Here is a 15,612-nt window from a genome sequence, read left to right on the forward strand (position 1 = left end):
ACAACGCGAAGACGGCGTGAGCGCCCTCGCGATACTCATCAATACCTGGAATGAAATGCAGCGTTCCGCGCAAGACTCAGACCTAATCAAATCAGGCCAGAAATGATACATTCCGGAACATGACCGAGAGAAATTCTGGAATGGGTACAGCCTTGCCTAAAACCGCGTCTATTCATATGGGCGCAGCAATTATTTGGGGACCTTCTTTGTCTAGGCGAACACGAGCTAAGAAGGTCGGCCACGCTGCGGCGGGGCTCGACCTCGACACCGTGCGGGTGGGCGTCTACATGCGGCGCAGCACCGACGACGAGAACCAGCCCTACTCGATCGAGGCGCAGGACACCCGGCTGGAGGCTTATGTCCAGTCGCAGCCCGGCTGGAAGATCGTCAAGAAGTTCAAGGACGACGCGTCGGGAAAGAACACCGACCGGCCCGATCTGCAAAAGGCGATGCAGTGGGCCAAGGCGAACATGATCGACGTGTTGCTGGTGTACCGAGTGGACCGGTTCTCCCGCAACCTGTGTGACACGGTGACACTGCTGGACGAGCTGGAGAGCGCTGGCGTGGCGTTCCGCTCCGCGACGGAGCCGTTCGACACCTCCACGCCGGTCGGCCGCATGATGCTTCAGCTCCTGTCGATGTTCGCGCAGTTCGAACGGGACCTGATCGTGGACCGCGTCACGGCGGGCATGGAGAAGAAGGCAGAGGCCGGACAGTGGAAGGGCGGCTATCCCCCGCCCGGCTACGAGATGCACCCGGACACGCACAAGCTCGTGAAGGTCGACACCGAGTCCGTCATCATTCGCCTGATCTTCGATCTGTACACAAAGGACCGAATCGGGTCCCGGTCGATCGCCCACGAGATCAACGAACGCGGCTACCGCACACGGAGCGGCGGACTCTGGGCATACAAGCGGATTCTGACCATCCTGGAGAACCGCGTCTACCTCGGAGAGATCCACTACCGCGACGTCATCACCCTGGACGCGCACCCTCCACTCATCACCCCCGAGCAGTTCGCCGAAGCCGAACGCATCATGGACGCACGCGGCGAGAGCCACGCCCGCCGAGCCGCGAACAACTCCGACTACGTGGCCACCGGCCGCCTGCCATGCCCCAAGTGCCGCACGGCCATGGTCGGCACCAGGGCCACCGGCAAGACCAAGACCTACCGCTACTACACATGCAACAAGCGCCTGAAGTACGGCACCGATGCATGCGACCAAGACCGCCTCAACGCCGACGCACTCGACCAAGCCGTACTCGACGCGGTCGCCAGCTTCTACGGCAACCAGCACCAACTCATCCGCGACGCCGTCGACGCCGCCCGCAAGGTCTACGAGTCCAGCCACGAAACAGTGACAGCCGAGCTCAAGACCGTCAGGACGAAGCTCGCCTCCGCCACCGCGAAGATCGACAAGTACCTCGACGCGTTCGAGGCCGACACCTTCGACACCGACGACGACTTCACCAAGGAACGGATGCGCGCACACCGCACCACACAGAAGCAACTACAGGCGCGAGAAGCCGAGCTTCTGGAAGAGCTGAAAAACGAGCCGACAATGCCTGACGCGGCCACGCTCAGTCAGGTCAACAACAACATCCGCACCATCATTCAGGCGGGCAACCCGAACCAACGCAAGGCCGTGGTGGAGACCTTCGTGGTCAAGATCAAGATCACCGGACCTGGCCGTATGGTCCCCGTCTTCCGAGTGCCGCAGACAGCCACACAGGCCGTTGTCGCGAATGCAGAAGGGGCGGAACCCGGTAGACCGGATTCCGCCCCTCTGAGTGTTCGTGCATGTAGTTCTTTGGTGGGGCAGGTGGGGCTCGAACCCACGACCTGACGGATTATGAGTGTCCAAGGTCACATCGCATCGGTCGCCCACCTGCAACAGTGGATGACTACATCCCTAACTCCAACGGCATAGCGGGCCTGTCCGGCAGCACTTCATGGACGAGACCATGGACGGCAAGTCCAAAGTAGACACTCATGAAGCCTCGTGCAGCATGTCCGACACTCGGTCAGCGACCTTGGCCACCAACGATGCCGTTTAGAGGCACAATCATCCGATGGCAACCGGAACCGCAGGAATCATCAGCCTTATCGGGATGGTCGCGTGCACAGTGTTCTGGGCACGCGAGGTCAGGACGACGAAGGGGCAGCGTAAGTCGATAAGAACGATCATCGGCAGCATGATCACTTTAGGGTCTTATATAGTCGCCGTTAAATTTGGGATCGATATCGCCACATCACTGTCCGCAGACCAGAAAGCAACCTCAATCGCTGGCTGCATTTGCACAGCCGCTAGCATAACTCTATGGATTATGTGGAGTAGACGCCCTGAGCCGAACAGGAATCAAGAATTTCTCTTGCCGGCAGTTTTTCTAAGTGCTACCGCGATCCTATTCCTTGCAATGTTCTGGCTCACATTTTCGAACCCGCCCCTAAATCGATCCGAAATACTGAAGACGGGAGGCATAGCATCAGGCGCGGTCATTGCACTGTACGCACTTTGGCTAAACGACCGGCGCCGCCGCGTCGAGGAATCAAGGCAGGACACAGAGGAACAGCGCAGAGTAATAGATTCAAAAAGACATATCCTCGAATCTGACAGGGCAGAACATGATCGAGAGCGAGTCGCTAATGAGTACTTCGCTCGCTCAGTTGAATTGATGGGCCACGCAGCCGATCAGGTCAGAGTTGGGGCTTTTCATGCACTTACTCGTCTTGCATTAACTCAACCCGAGTTCGGGCAGACCGTGGCCGACGTTCTTTGCGCCTACCTGAGACAACCTCTTCCTTACACCGAAATCGATCACCTTAAACCCACAGAGGATCGCCACGAGCGGGTTACCTCCAGGGAACGTCAAGTTCGGCGAACAGCCGAACAACTAATCAGTGACCTGGTTTCAACGAATCCAACAAAAGAGCTCGCCCTAGACTTGAACCTATACGGTGCCGAGCTGCAGGTTCTGAACATCGCTAATGGCAAGATCGGTACCTTGACTTTGACTAAATCAGTAATTAGGGAGTCAGTTACGATTCGAAACTCCGATATTATCGGTCTAGTTATAATGAAGGATACCGAGTTCCGTGGTCCAGTATATCTACAGTACTGCGATTTCAACAATAGACTTCTAATCTTAGAATGCAATTTTACGGAAGGAATTCAGGCCCATAACTCAGAATTCCTCTCCGGCCTCCAGATACTAAGAACAACAGGCAGAGGCTTCTACGCAAGTGAAACCAAGTTCCACGAGACTCTAGCCCTCGACTTTATTAACGAAAAGCCCGCCATTGCCTTGACAGATTCGTACTTGATCAACAGTCGAAGCATATTTATACCTGATGAGTACTCAGTTACCGTAGACCCCAATACGGGTCTACTGGAAGTAGACAACAAACCATGATGCGAATAATCTAATCCGGCACACTATCTGCACGAGCACCCTGCAGGACCACCAGCTTTGCTACGTCACGAAAATTCCGTAAACTACTTGCATGGCAGAGCATCCAAAAAATCTAAACTGGGGTATTCATGGAGAGCGAACCGTCTACGATAACCGATGGGTGACGGTCAAACTCGTCGACGTTGAGCCTCCGGACGGAAGCCGCTTCGAGCATCACGTTGTAAAACTTGATCACGTGGCTGTTGCCCTCTTGGTTAATGATCGGGAAGAAGTTCTGACTCTTTGGCGATATAGGTTCGCCGTCAACCAGTGGGGATACGAATTGATTGGCGGCCTCGTCGAAGCGGGCGAAGATCCGCAGACCACGGCTGCGCGAGAAGCTGTTGAAGAGACTGGTTGGCGCCCTCTGGGTGAGCCTGAGCACATGGGGACATTCCAACCATTGCCGGGCATCATAGATGCGCCAGTCGACGCCTACCTCTGGCGCAAAGCAGAGAAGGTTGGAGAGCCTTCGGACGGCGAAGAGGCTGCGCGAATCGAGTGGATTCCAATTGACAACGTCCTGGATCTCATTCGCCGTGGGGAAGTGCTCGGCTCTGGTGCGATCATCCCTCTTCTCTACTACCTAGCCTCGCGCAGTGCCGGGACCTCGGGGAGTCGGTAGCTCCAGCTTCGCGAGACGCTGCCGCTGACGGTCAGATCCGATGCGCTTGGCAAGCTGTCGAGCGTTCTGCGCAAATTCCACAGCTCCCTTGCTGTCGCCAGCGGCGGCGTACGCGAACGCAAGATCTACGTAGGTGTTCGTCAACCCACGCACGGCAGACCGTTGTGGGTTGACGAAGTCCCGCACAGCGGCCTCAAGCTGGGTGATCGCGTCGGCATCTCCCAGGCGCAGGAGTGCGTTACCACGCCATCGGACGAGCTGCCCATCGTTGAGGAGAAGGAACGCCAGCTCTGGATCAGCTGGATTCGTTGGCAGCAAAGACTTTGCGTCATCAAAGGCGCGGAGCGACGCGTCACGGTGGCCGACTGCCGCCAAGCCCTCGCCATGCGCGGCAGCCAGCCAGCTTCTCAGCAACGAAGGCGCGCGGTGCTCCGCGACGTGCCGCGCGTACTCCAGCAACTCGACCGCCGCATCGTTCTCCCCGATGTCGAGCAGGATCACGGCTTGCTGCGCTGCCGCGTGTGCCAACAACGACGGTGAATCTGCTTCTCTCGCAGAGACTTTGGCGTCCTCGTGGTACTGCCAGGCCTGCATCTGCGAGCCGCGATCGAGCGCCGTCCACCCTGCGAGCGTGCGCGCGTCGGTGAGGATCGTGGCCAACCGCTGACGTAGGTGCGTGCTGACGCTGAACACCTTCACGTCCTCGATCTGGCGCACCAGGCTGTTGAGCTGGTCGAGCACCACGAGCGCACCAAAGCGGTGGTCCGAACTGCGAAGGTCGTTGACCTGTCGCTGGAACAGGTCGAGCATCCCGGCGTCGATGTTCTTCGCGACGAAGAGACGATCGCGAAGCTCCTCAGCGGACTGGTTGAACGTCTCTCGTGGGAAGCCAAGCTCTTCGTTCGAGCGGCCGTACAGCTCTCGGAACAGACGCTGGTAGCCAAGCTCTGCCACCTCGACGTGGCCGTTCTCCCAGCGAGAGATCATGATCGGCAGTGCTGATGCGGACGCCACTGTGACGCCGATCTGCGGGCCGCGTGTCAGGAAGTACCGGACGACGTGGGCCTGAGTGTGTCCAAGCTGCTCGCGTACCGCCTGCAAGCGTGTGCGCGGCGGCTCTCCCCGCTTTTTCCTCGCCACGTTTCCCCCGTTCCCCAACGGCGTGACCTGCGGACTTAACTCCTCCTAACACGCGGCCTGCTAACCGCGAGCAATTATTTTCACCCCCTCCTTGGCGGTCTGCTGTTCTCATGACAGCAACACCGCAACTGATTCAGAAATTTCATCTAATCCTTTTCGCGACTCCCGTCGTCGATACGGCTAGCCAGAGTTCCGACCTGGGCGCGAAGGCCCCGGAGTTCGCGAATGATGGTTTGCAGCAGAGGCACCAGCGGGTCGTCCGCGGGCATGGCTTGCGCATCGACCTCAGGTGGCGTTTTGCCTTGCAGCACAGCGTTCAGGTGCTGCGGGTGCCAGTCCAGGGCGATCGAGAGGGCTTCGAGGGTGCGCGGGTTTCGCCGGCGCTGAATCCGGCCCTGCTGCATCTCGCGAACGATCGCGTGGGATACGCCGGACCGTTCGGCGATCTCCTTTTGCTTCAAAGCCAGCTCTATCGCACGGGCATTGATTGCCTCCGCGACCGCCGACCAGTCCTCCGCCACGTGCGCCTCCGTGCTCCGCCTTAGCGCCGACATTAGCGCGGCGCCAAGTCGGAAAGCGGATTTTGCGCAGACATCAGCGGAGAATCAGTGGTTATTGCCGCCAATGTCAGCGCCTTCATCGAAGAAATCAGTCTTCTGAAGGGCTTACAGCAATGACATCGAACAGCATGGCGGGCGAAGGCTCGCCGATCTTCTACACGGTCACGGAGGCTGCGCAGATCTTGCGCGTCGACGCGGCCACCATCTACCGAGCGATCAGGGAGGACGCGTTCCCCGCCGTCCGGGTGCGGACGCGCTACGTCGTGCCCGCACGGGCAGTCGAGGAACTGGCCAGGCAGGCAGCTGAGTCCAGCGGTGTTGTCGACGTGGCACAGATGGCCGCCGACAAGCGCAACGCACGCGACTTCGAGCGGGCGACCGGGGGTGCGTGGTGAACTCGGAGAACTACTACGAGGTGATCGCGGCCGAACTGGACCGCTACGCGAAGGTACCGGACGAGGTCCTGTTGGAGATCGTGACGCGGGACGGTGCGTGCATGTGGTTGTGGGCCAACGAGGACGGCCCGGAGTGGGAGAGCGAGGAGATCACCGACCGCGAGGCCGCCGCGCGGTTGTGCGCGGGCTGTCCGGTCCTGCCCGTGTGCTTGGAGTTGGAGTTGCGCACGGCCGGCGAGGACACGGTCGGTGTGTGGGGTGGTCTGTCGCAGGAGGACCGCCGTGAGGTGTTCCGGGTGTGGCGTGCTCGCCGTGAGGGTGGTGGGTCGTCATGACGATCAACCTGACTCCGACGCAGATCCTTGCGGCTATCGGTGTGGTCGTGATGCTGCTGTGGGTCTGGCGGGCGAGTGTCCGGCGGGCGAAGGCGGCGGCTGGCGCGGCGCGTGCCGGTGCTCGGCTGCTTTCGCTGACCGGGCGGGTGCTGCTGATGGCCGGGGCGATCGTTGGTGTGCAGTGGGTGGTGATCACGCACCGGGGCGACGTCACGCTGCTGCTGGTGGTGTTGGGGCTGCCCGCGTTGTTCGCGGCATACACGCTGACAAAGGCGCTCACGATCACCACGCAGGACAGTTCGCGTGGCCGGGGTGAACGGCGATGAGGACGCTTACAAGGGTTCGGGAAGGGGTGGCCGCCTTCGGGCGGCCACCCGCCGCACCGGCAGCCGAGAGGTTGGCCGCTGACGCGGCGGAGGCTGCGGAACTGCGCGCGTACGCGACGCATCCGGACGTGATCGCGCTGCGGGTCGAGCGGGTGCGCGCTCAGGTGGACCGGTTGTGTTGGTCAGGGATTGTGCTCGGGCTCGGGTTCACGATGACCAACGTGCAGTCGTTCGCGGCGGCGGGAACGCCGGCGTGGTCGCTGCCGTGGCTTGCAGCATGGCTGCTCGATCCCACGGTGTCGCTGGTGCTGCTGGCGATCCTGCGAGCCGAGCAGGTGACCGCGCGGTACCGGGTGCAGACGGGTTCGTGGACGCGTCGGGCGAAGTGGTTCACGCTCGCCGCCACCTATGTCATGAACACCTGGCACTCATGGGCGGTTGGTTCAGTGTCCGGGGTGGTGCTGCACTCGGTTCCGCCGCTCGTGGTGTTCGTCGCGGCGGAGGCTGTGACGGATCTGCGGGACAAGCTCACGGAGGCCGTCGCAGCGGCGTTCACGGAGGCGTCCACACGCGCCACAAAGGTCACCGCGGACTTGCCTACGAGGGCAGTTCACGAACCTCGAAAGTTGAAGCAGAGCAACAAGAAACGGGTGTCCTTCGCGGACTACCTCGGCATGGCACGCGAAGCGTGGTCGCCTGGTGTCGAGGTGAGTCCAGTATGGGTGCGTGGTGCCACTGGTTGCTCACGTGGCCTGTCTCCTCGCCTCGCTTCCGCGCTGGTGGCGGAGTTGGCAGGTGGTCCCGATGAGTGAGTACCGGCAGGAACTCGACGGTGGGGGCCAGACGCTTCCGGTGCGAGCGGTGTTCGAAGGCGAGTTCGTGAACGACGGGCCTACTGTGTCGCCACCGTCGTGGCGGCAACGGTTCGTGAACGCGTGGCTGCGTTCACCGCGCGTGCCGCTGTGGGCGAAGGACCGCGTTCACGCAGTGCAGGCCGCGAAGGATCTGATCGTGGCCGTACTGCGTTCACCGTTCCGGTTCGTCGGCGCGGTGGTGCGGGGCCTGGTCGTCGCCGTGCGCTGGTGGCGATCATGGGTAACAGTGCGGGACTACCGCCAAGCTGCCGAGCAGTCGGAGAAGCTTGCCGACAAGTTCACCGACATCCGCGCGCTCACGTTGTTCCGGTGGAAGGTCACCGGTGCGGGCGTGGCCGTGGTACCAACAGCCGGCCTGGTGCTGTGGCTCCTCTACGGGCCGCGTGCGCTGTGGCTTGCCGGGCTGGTCGTAGCGGTAGCACTGGCAGCGCTAGGCCGTCAGCGCGACGGCAACCCCGGGCGACGTGCGGTGCTCTCTGGGCCGCGCACGCTGACGTGGACGATTGATTCTCAGGTCCTTGTGGATGCGTTCCGGGACGCCAAGCTCATCGGCAAGGACGAGACCCTGCGTCTGGTCGAGCGCGCCACTCGGCAGGGCGACGGTTGGGCGATCACGGTTGATCTCCCCGCCACGCGCAAGGCGGTCGACGTCGTGAAGAACCGTGACGCGCTGGCGTCTGCCCTTGCGGTGGACGAGATCCAACTCAACGTCGAACGCGTCCGGGGCAACGGCGGCCACGCGGGAAGGGTGGCGCTATGGGTGGCCGACGAGGACCCCTACAGCGCACCGCCGATCCGGACCCCGTTGCTCGCAGTGGAGCGGTGGGACGCGTGGCGGCCGGTGCCGTTCGGCACGGACGCGCGTGGCCGTCGGATCGATCTCCCACTGGTGTGGACGTCGGTCTTGATCGGTGCAATCCCCAGACAGGGCAAGACAATGGCCGAACGACTGGCCGCCGCGGGTTTGATCTTGGACCCTCACGTCCGGCTCTACATCGCCGACTTCAAGAACGGAAAGGACTGGAAAGCCGCCGAGCAGGTGGCGCACCGGTTCATGGCAGGTGATGACTCCGAGTACGTGCTGACCCTCGTGGACTGGCTCGCTGAACTCGTGGCCGACGTCCAGTCCCGATACCGCCGCATGCAGGAGCTCGATGACGTCACCTGTCCGGAATCGAAGGTCACTCCAGCGATGTCCCGGGACCTCGCGCTGAGTATGCCGATCACTGCGTTGATCGTGGATGAGATCCAGATCCCGTTGGAGGACAGGACGCCTGTGGAGGTGCACGGCAAGAAGCTCACGGCTGGCGAGTACTGCGGCGAACTGCTGATGTGGCTTGCCAAGAAGGCCCCGGCAGCCGGTGTGATCCTGGTGCTTGCCACACAGCGCCCGGACGGCAAGACCATCCCGTCCGGATTGCGGGCGGTGCTCGGCTCACGGTTCGCGCTGCGGGTCATGGACTGGCGCGACAGCAACATCATCCTCGGGGAGCAGATGAACACCCGAGGCTATGACTCCAGCCGTCTGCTGCCCTCCCACAAGGGCGTCGGCATCTTGCGGCCGGACGGTGAAACCCAGGCAGGAGCGGACGTGCTGGCGTTGACCGTGCGGACGTTCTACATGCCCAACGAAGATTGGCGGGAAATCTGCGTACAAGGCCGCGTGCTACGCGAACAGGAAGGAACGTTGTCCGGACACGCTGCCGGGCAGACAGCGCGGCCGGTGCTCGATCACGCCACCGTGGCCAAAGCGATCGGCAGTGTCACGGCAGACCGTTCGGAGAGCGAGGGGCTGCCCGAACCACTGGCGTCCGTTGTGGACTACCTCGCTGACGAACTCAACGGAGATGACGGCCGGGACTTCGTGCCCACCGCCGAACTCGTGGCCGCGCTCAACGTCGAACCCACCTCGTTCGGGCGGGACATGGCGGAGCTTGGTTGCCGACCGACACGGGACCGGGTGACCGACGGCGACCGTGTGCGACAAGTTCGCGGCTACGACTTAGCCAACATCCGCGCCGCGATCGGGCGCGCGGGAGACGCTGCGATCGACGGTGAGGTGGTCGAGGATGGCCAGTGACCCGTCACTACCCGTCCCATCGACCCACTGTCCCGTCACACGACCTGTGACAGGTCCGAAACCGTCTCCAAGCTGGGAGTATGGGCCGCCGTGACGGGTTCGCCTTGTGACGGTCAACCCGTCACAAGGCCTGGAAACGCCAGGTGCCGCGCCATCCATGAGGAATGGCGCGGCACACCCGTCACAAGCTCAAACCGTCGCGTTGTCCTTGAAGTGCTGCGCAGCCTTCACAATCCATCCGGTCGTCACTGCCTCCGGGAGCGCAACGGTCAACAGTCGCTCGAACGTGTCCAGGTAGGGCCGCCGTTCAAGCTCGCTCTCCAGCCACGTCCCGCCATGCAGGCTGTCCAGGTACACCACGTCATCGAACTGCGGCTCACGGAACGACAGCACCGCGAACGAGGCTGGTCCCGCAAACGCGCCCCGTTTGTCCGGTACCAAGAACACCCGCGCACCCTCAAGTTGTGCGAAGGACGCCAGTTGGAACAACTGGTCAGCCATCACGAGAGGACCGCCGACCGCACGCCTCAAGACTGCCTCGCTCAGGATGAGGTCCATTCGAAGCGAAGGGCCGTTGGCCAACTGGTCGACCGCGCTTGTGCGATGAACCTCCGGGTAGTGGCGGTGACCCTGCTCAGACACTGCCTCTACCTGCGCGCTCTTGAGCGCAATCGCGTACTCCGGCGTCCAGACCAGCGGCGGCAAGATGTCGAGCGCCACGACCCGGACGTAGTTCGCTTCGGCCTCCACCTCGGGATACGTCCAGCCAACACAGTGCGCGGTGCCTCTTGCCAGCAGATCGAACGTCATGGGATCGAGTGCGCGTTGCGCTCCCCAGAACACCGGGTCCCGTCGAACCCCATCGACCCCGTAGACGAGGGCCAGAGCCGCCACCTCTGCATCCAAGACCGGGACCAGTCCGTTCTGCATCGTGGATGTCTTGGCCGCCGACCAGTGCACGCGTTGGGTCACCTCGTCCAGGCTGAGGCCGCTTTCCTTGCGCCACAGAGCAAGCGCACGAGCCACCGCACGGTTCTGAAGGTTGGACTTGAAGTTCTTCGGCATCGTTGGCGTATCCCGATGTTCAAGAGGTGGGAGAAGACCCGAACGGCACGCAAAGCAGGCAAGCCTCACAGGGCATGCCCTCCCCTGGCGTGACCAACTCGGCAGTGCCACGTTCGATCACAAGGCCGCACAGGGCGGTCAGTTGTTCAGGAACCTCATCGGCGGCCGGGATCGGCACCATGTGGCAGGTCCGCTGTGATTCGCCGACCAGCCCCTTACGGAACCGGACGAGCAAGAAAGCCAGACGTCGCAGCATCGTCGTCACCGTTGCCCTGCGGACGCGTGAGCAGCCAGCGCTGACTGATCGAGTCGGTGCCGACCGGCGGCAGGAGTGATCGCGGCGAACTCGTGTGTGTCGTCATCACGTGCGTCAGGCACAACAGGCGCACCTTGTCCGGGCGGCCCTTGCCGCTCGCTGGCGGCCTCAAGCTCCTCCACCAGGTCCAGCAGTTCATCACGCACCGCGCCGATGCGCCGGACCTCATCGGCGCACCGTCGGACGTAGAACCTGCCAAGCGCCACGACGTAGAGCGGCGGCAGGAGGAGCCAGAGGAGGAACAACAGAAGTCCAGTCGCATCCCACACCATGACCATCACCCACCCGCATCGACATCAGATCAGCAGACATCAGCGTCTTGGAATGCAGATTGGGTGTAAATGTCCTGGCAAAGACCTACAGCGACATGAATAGACCTACACTGGTCGGCGCTGATATTAGCGAGACGGAGAGGTCAGCCCATGAGTTCGTCGGAACGGAACGGGCAACCGGGGACGCTGTTCGGCGAGTTGCTGCGGCAACGGCGGCTGACCGCTGAGGAGTTCAGCCGGCAAGCCGATCGATTCGCGCGACAGCACGGTTTGAAGGCCACTCTCAGCCCACGACACGTTCAACGCCTGGCATCGGGCGTTCGCGCCGACGGTCGTCCTCTCGGACCTCCTCGACCGGTCACCTGCCGCCTTCTCGAAGAGATGTTCAGCCTGCCGATCGCACGGCTCCTCGAACCTGCGCAGAGTCCGCTGTCCGCCTTGTCCGGCGACTTGGAGTTGCAAGCGCGCGTCGCAGCCGGGCGGAACATCGACGAGCAGACCGTGAGGCTCTTTCAGCACCAACTCGACATCACCCGCGTGATCGATCGCCGGTTGGGCGCTCCGGCATTGCTCGGTCAGCTTCGTTCACAGATCGACCAGATGGACGCGGTGCTGGACGATGTCCTCGACGAGGTGGTCCAGCAACGCCTGGCCGCTGTGTTGGTCGACGCTTCCGCACTGGCCGGATGGCAGTCGCTCGACCAAGGGCAGACAAGCGACGCGTGGTCTCACTACAGCAAAGCCATACGGGTGGCGAGACATGCAAAATCAGCGGCGTTGGAGGCCTACGCGCGTGCAGGGCAGGCTGTCGTCCTGCTCGACATCGGTGAGACACAGGCGGCTGTCGACTTGACCAGGCATGCGCGCACAAGCGCGAAGGGGCGAGTACCCGACCTGCTGTTCTCGTGGCTTTCTGCGGGCTATGGCGAAGCTTGCGCAGCGAACGGCGAACGCCTGAAATCCATGCAGGCGTTCGATGACGCCGAACGCTTCGTGCCCTCCACTGACAACGGCGAGACGCCCTATCTCGTCTTCGACTCAACGCACCTGTCGCGGTGGCGTGGCAACGCCCTTGCTCGACTTGGTGCACGCGAAGCTATCGATGTGCTCAGCGATGTGCTGGTGCGTCTCGACTCCAGTTTCACGAGGGCGGAGACGACGCTCCGGATTGACCTTGCACAGGTGTTCACGGCGACCGGCGAGAAAGACGCAGCAGCCGCGCACATGGAACGTGCGCGGCTGCTGGCGGCTCAGGTGGGTTCGGTGCGTCAGCGCAAACGGCTCGCAGCGCTAGTCGGCTGACTTCTTCGGCTTGCGTTTCGGCATGCGGGAGCCGAGCAGTTCGGCCGCCTTTCGATCGGAGGCGGCTACCCAGGCCGCATAGACGCGCAACGTCGTCGCGCCACCGCCGCCGTGCCCCAGTCGCCCCGCCACGGTCCTCAGATCCACACCAGCGGTCAGCAGTTCTGTCGCCGAGTAGTGCCGCAGTGCGTGAATGTGCGTCTTGATCCCGAGCCGTTCGGCCATGTCCTTGTAGCGGCTCGACACGGCATGCGGTGAGTACGGCACTCTCGGATCGATCTTCCGCACGCCCGTGAAGACGTACATGTCGTCCGTCAGTTCGATCCCGACCTCAGCAAACCGCTCTGCACATCGCTGCCGATGTTCCATGAGCAGGACCACCGTCTCCGTGTCGAGTGCGATTCGCCGCATCTGGTGGGTCTTGGTGTCCTTCTCCTTGCCGACGCCCCGGCGCAGCGTGTAGCTGCGGCGGATCTCGATCACGCCTTCGTCCAGATCGACGCGCGACCACTTCAGCGCGCAAATCTCCCCACGTCGCACGCCCGTCGTCATCACGAGCCACACCAGCGTTCCCCAGTCGTCGTCCATGACGAACGCCTCTTCGACCAGGCGAGCAGCCTCAGCAGGGGACGGTGGGTCCGGCTGTGGTGGTTTCTGCTGTGGCTTCTTCGCCACCTTGGCCGGATTGCTCGTAACCCAGTCCCACCGGACCGCCGCGTTCATGACGCCGCTGATGATCGCGTGAATCTGCCGCACGGTCGAAGCTGCCATCGGCGAGCACTTGTGCGCTTTGCACTTCGCTTCCTTGCAGTCGTGCTGTCCCTCTGCCTTGTGCTGCTCCACGAAGGGCTTGCCTTCGCACCGGGTCCGGCAACGGCGAAGATCCGCGTAGAGGTTTTCGAGCATGCGGGCAGTCAGCTTCTTGACCTGGACCTTGCCGAGCGCAGGACGAATCGTTCGTTCGACGTACCCCTCGTAGCCTTCGCGCGTGGTGTCCTCAAGATCAGAGGTCCGCAGCCACTCATCAATGGCGTATGAGAACGACACGGTGGTGCTGGCGGCCCGCTGTGCGTCGACTTCCGCAAGTAGCCGCGTCTGCACTTTGTCGGCAGCCTTGTAGGCCGCTTTGTCCGTGCCCTTCACCGACTCGGTGAGATAGACGTCCTTGCCTGTAACCGGGTCCTTGCCCGCGAAGACGCGGACCTGAAGCGAGTTGCCGCGAACGCGGATGCTGCCTCGCGTCCGACGGTCTTCGGAGCCGTCTGCCCTGGTCATGTCCTCATGGTCAGCCCGCTGTCAATGGACAGCAACATGGACAGGCGATCACTTATGGATCTTGAAAAACACTGTCCATGCTGGTGAGAGTGGTGGGGCAGGTGGGGCTCGAACCCACGACCTGACGGATTATGAGTCCGCTGCTCTGACCAGCTGAGCTACTGCCCCCTGCAGCAACAGACCCCCCGGCCCCCTGACGCTGCGTGATGGAGGATACCGATCTCGCCGGACGGGTCTTGCGCGCCCCCGTGGCGAGCGACACATAGGCTGGACACGTGCGTCTGACCCTCCGCGACTTCACCCCGGCGGACGAGCCCGAGGTGCTGGCGCTGTTCGCCGAGTGCGACGACTGGTTCCAGGCCGCCACCGGTCACCCGTCCGGGCCCGGTGACGTGCAGAGCCTCTTCTACTCGTTGCCGGAGGGGGCCGCGTTCGAGCAGAAGCACCTGCTGGTGGCGCGGGCGCAGGGCATGATCGGGTTCGTGGACCTCGTCGTGGACCACCCGGCGCCCGGTGAGGTCAGCGTCGGGTTCTTCCTGGTGCCGAAGGACCTGCGCAGGTGGGGGATCGGTACGGAGATGGCCAAGGCGCTGGCCGGGCGCTTTCCCGGCGTCACGCGGGTGACGGTCGGGCTCGACGACTTCAAGCCCGGCAACGAGTTCCTGAGGTCGATGGGCTTCGTGTTCGACGGTCAGCTGGCCGTGCTGGAGCTCGCGCCCAGGTCCGACGGCCGGTAGCCGCGCGGGTAGCCGGGGTAGGTGCGGTTGCGGGTGCTCGTGAGCTTCAACGCGTGGCGCGCCGGCATCCGCCGGACCACGAAAGCCCTGAGCCGCAATGCCTTCCGCCCCAAGGCGCCCACCCACGACGGCGGTGCGGTGAAGCCGAACGCGCGGACCATCGCCGGGTCGAGCATCGCGACCACGGCCCGTGCGACCGCGGGGCGCAGGATCGACGGGTACCAGGAGCAGAACAGGTCCAGCGTGTACTGGCCGATGCGGCGGTTCGACGGCGCGAACACGAAGTGCTCCTGCTCGTAGGCCGTCTTGAACGCCAAGAGCTCGTCGTAGCCGGCGGGGATGTCGCGGATGCCCATGCGGGCGCCGACCGCGCGGTAGAAGTGGAACCCCGCCAGCCGTTCGTTGTGCGTCAGCGGGCGCCAGCCGTACTGCGAAAGCCACTCGATCGGGTCGTAGATGAACGTCGACAGCACGTAGAGCATGTCGTCGTTCGAGATGTCGTAACGGCCGTGCTGGCGGTTGACCACGCGTAAGGCCTCACGGCCGCGCGGCGAGTCGTAGCCGTGTTCCACGAGCTCGGCCATCAGGACCGCGGTGTCGTCGTAGCGCTTCTGCGGGCGTCGTTCGAACTCGCCGGTGCGTTCCAGCAGGCCGGAGATCGTCGGGACGCAATAGGTGCGGAAGAGCGCCATCTCCAGCGACTTCTGGTAGTCCCACGGGAACTCGAGGCCCGCGGAGATCCGCATGATCTCCTCGTGGTCGGTGACCGGGTCCAGCGAGGAGATGCGGTGGAGGTTCGTGAGGCGGGCCATCCGTCCAACGTGACCGAACGGCCGACAAAGCAAAAGACCCCAGT

At 62.9% G+C, this 15,612-nt stretch carries 17 protein-coding genes and 1 tRNA gene; 10 read left to right on the top strand and 8 right to left on the bottom strand.

What is annotated here, in order from left to right; all coding sequences use genetic code 11:
- Positions 1-119: 119 nt before the first annotated feature.
- From IE307_RS41070 to IE307_RS41080, 3 genes are all read left to right on the top strand, one after another.
- Positions 120-1,847, top strand: a complete 1,728-nt coding sequence (locus tag IE307_RS41070) for a recombinase family protein (protein ID WP_191304904.1) — start codon at positions 120-122, stop codon at positions 1,845-1,847.
- 226 nt (positions 1,848-2,073) lie between these two features.
- On the top strand, positions 2,074-3,414 hold the full coding sequence (locus IE307_RS41075) for a hypothetical protein (RefSeq protein WP_191304905.1): 1,341 nt from the start codon (positions 2,074-2,076) through the stop codon (positions 3,412-3,414).
- Between the two features lie 91 nt (positions 3,415-3,505).
- Complete coding sequence (locus tag IE307_RS41080) at positions 3,506-4,078, top strand: NUDIX hydrolase (protein WP_191304906.1); 573 nt, start codon at positions 3,506-3,508, stop codon at positions 4,076-4,078.
- Here the strand turns inward: IE307_RS41080 and IE307_RS41085 are convergent.
- Both IE307_RS41085 and IE307_RS41090 read right to left on the bottom strand, forming a co-directional pair.
- Positions 4,040-5,218, bottom strand: coding sequence for an NsdA family TPR-like regulatory protein (locus IE307_RS41085; protein ID WP_191304907.1), 1,179 nt, complete (start codon positions 5,216-5,218; stop codon positions 4,040-4,042). The genes IE307_RS41080 and IE307_RS41085 overlap by 39 nt on opposite strands.
- A 146-nt stretch (positions 5,219-5,364) precedes the next feature.
- Entirely contained in the window at positions 5,365-5,739 is a 375-nt protein-coding gene (locus tag IE307_RS41090; RefSeq protein ID WP_191304908.1) for a hypothetical protein, read from the bottom strand.
- A gap of 152 nt (positions 5,740-5,891) precedes the next feature.
- Between IE307_RS41090 and IE307_RS41095 the strand changes: the two genes are divergently transcribed.
- Genes IE307_RS41095 through IE307_RS41115 form a run of 5 tightly spaced genes read left to right on the top strand, consistent with a single transcriptional unit; the run spans position 5,892 to position 9,789 of the window.
- Entirely contained in the window at positions 5,892-6,173 is a 282-nt protein-coding gene (locus IE307_RS41095; RefSeq protein WP_229905556.1) for a helix-turn-helix domain-containing protein, read from the top strand.
- Entirely contained in the window at positions 6,170-6,508 is a 339-nt protein-coding gene (locus IE307_RS41100; protein ID WP_308436439.1) for a WhiB family transcriptional regulator, read from the top strand. The genes IE307_RS41095 and IE307_RS41100 overlap by 4 nt, the downstream gene beginning before the upstream one ends.
- Positions 6,505-6,834, top strand: coding sequence for a hypothetical protein (locus tag IE307_RS41105; RefSeq protein WP_191304910.1), 330 nt, complete (start codon positions 6,505-6,507; stop codon positions 6,832-6,834). Before IE307_RS41100 ends, IE307_RS41105 begins: the two co-directional genes overlap by 4 nt.
- On the top strand, positions 6,831-7,646 hold the full coding sequence (locus tag IE307_RS41110; RefSeq protein WP_229905557.1) for a hypothetical protein: 816 nt from the start codon (positions 6,831-6,833) through the stop codon (positions 7,644-7,646). The genes IE307_RS41105 and IE307_RS41110 overlap by 4 nt, the downstream gene beginning before the upstream one ends.
- Entirely contained in the window at positions 7,639-9,789 is a 2,151-nt protein-coding gene (locus IE307_RS41115) for a cell division protein FtsK (protein ID WP_191304911.1), read from the top strand. Before IE307_RS41110 ends, IE307_RS41115 begins: the two co-directional genes overlap by 8 nt.
- 189 nt (positions 9,790-9,978) lie before the next feature.
- Here IE307_RS41115 and IE307_RS41120 read toward each other — a convergent pair whose 3' ends face one another.
- The 3 genes from IE307_RS41120 to IE307_RS41130 are packed head-to-tail and all read right to left on the bottom strand — an operon-like array spanning position 9,979 to position 11,448.
- Positions 9,979-10,854, bottom strand: a complete 876-nt coding sequence (locus IE307_RS41120; RefSeq protein WP_191304912.1) for a helix-turn-helix domain-containing protein — start codon at positions 10,852-10,854, stop codon at positions 9,979-9,981.
- A gap of 19 nt (positions 10,855-10,873) precedes the next feature.
- Positions 10,874-11,110, bottom strand: a complete 237-nt coding sequence (locus IE307_RS41125; protein WP_191304913.1) for a hypothetical protein — start codon at positions 11,108-11,110, stop codon at positions 10,874-10,876.
- A gap of 5 nt (positions 11,111-11,115) precedes the next feature.
- Entirely contained in the window at positions 11,116-11,448 is a 333-nt protein-coding gene (locus IE307_RS41130) for a hypothetical protein (protein ID WP_191304914.1), read from the bottom strand.
- Positions 11,449-11,592: 144 nt separating this feature from the next.
- On the opposite strand from IE307_RS41130, the gene IE307_RS41135 reads away from it, so the two are divergent.
- Positions 11,593-12,744 (top strand): NsdA family TPR-like regulatory protein, encoded by a 1,152-nt coding sequence (locus IE307_RS41135; protein WP_191304915.1) that lies wholly within the window; start codon positions 11,593-11,595, stop codon positions 12,742-12,744.
- Here the strand turns inward: IE307_RS41135 and IE307_RS41140 are convergent.
- Positions 12,733-14,019, bottom strand: a complete 1,287-nt coding sequence (locus tag IE307_RS41140) for a tyrosine-type recombinase/integrase (protein WP_191304916.1) — start codon at positions 14,017-14,019, stop codon at positions 12,733-12,735. The two genes, IE307_RS41135 and IE307_RS41140, sit on opposite strands and share 12 nt — an antisense overlap.
- A 90-nt stretch (positions 14,020-14,109) precedes the next feature.
- Positions 14,110-14,187: transfer RNA gene (locus IE307_RS41145), tRNA-Ile, on the bottom strand.
- A gap of 107 nt (positions 14,188-14,294) precedes the next feature.
- Here IE307_RS41145 and IE307_RS41150 point away from each other — a divergent pair.
- Positions 14,295-14,756 (top strand): GNAT family N-acetyltransferase, encoded by a 462-nt coding sequence (locus IE307_RS41150; RefSeq protein WP_191304917.1) that lies wholly within the window; start codon positions 14,295-14,297, stop codon positions 14,754-14,756.
- Here the strand turns inward: IE307_RS41150 and IE307_RS41155 are convergent.
- The gene (locus IE307_RS41155; RefSeq protein ID WP_191304918.1) at positions 14,711-15,568 is read right to left on the bottom strand and encodes an oxygenase MpaB family protein; all 858 of its coding nucleotides are present in this window, start codon (positions 15,566-15,568) and stop codon (positions 14,711-14,713) included. The two genes, IE307_RS41150 and IE307_RS41155, sit on opposite strands and share 46 nt — an antisense overlap.
- Between the last annotated feature and the right edge of the window lie 44 nt (positions 15,569-15,612).

The sequence above is a fragment of the Lentzea cavernae genome, assembly GCF_014653695.1.
Lineage (GTDB): Bacteria > Actinomycetota > Actinomycetes > Mycobacteriales > Pseudonocardiaceae > Lentzea > Lentzea cavernae.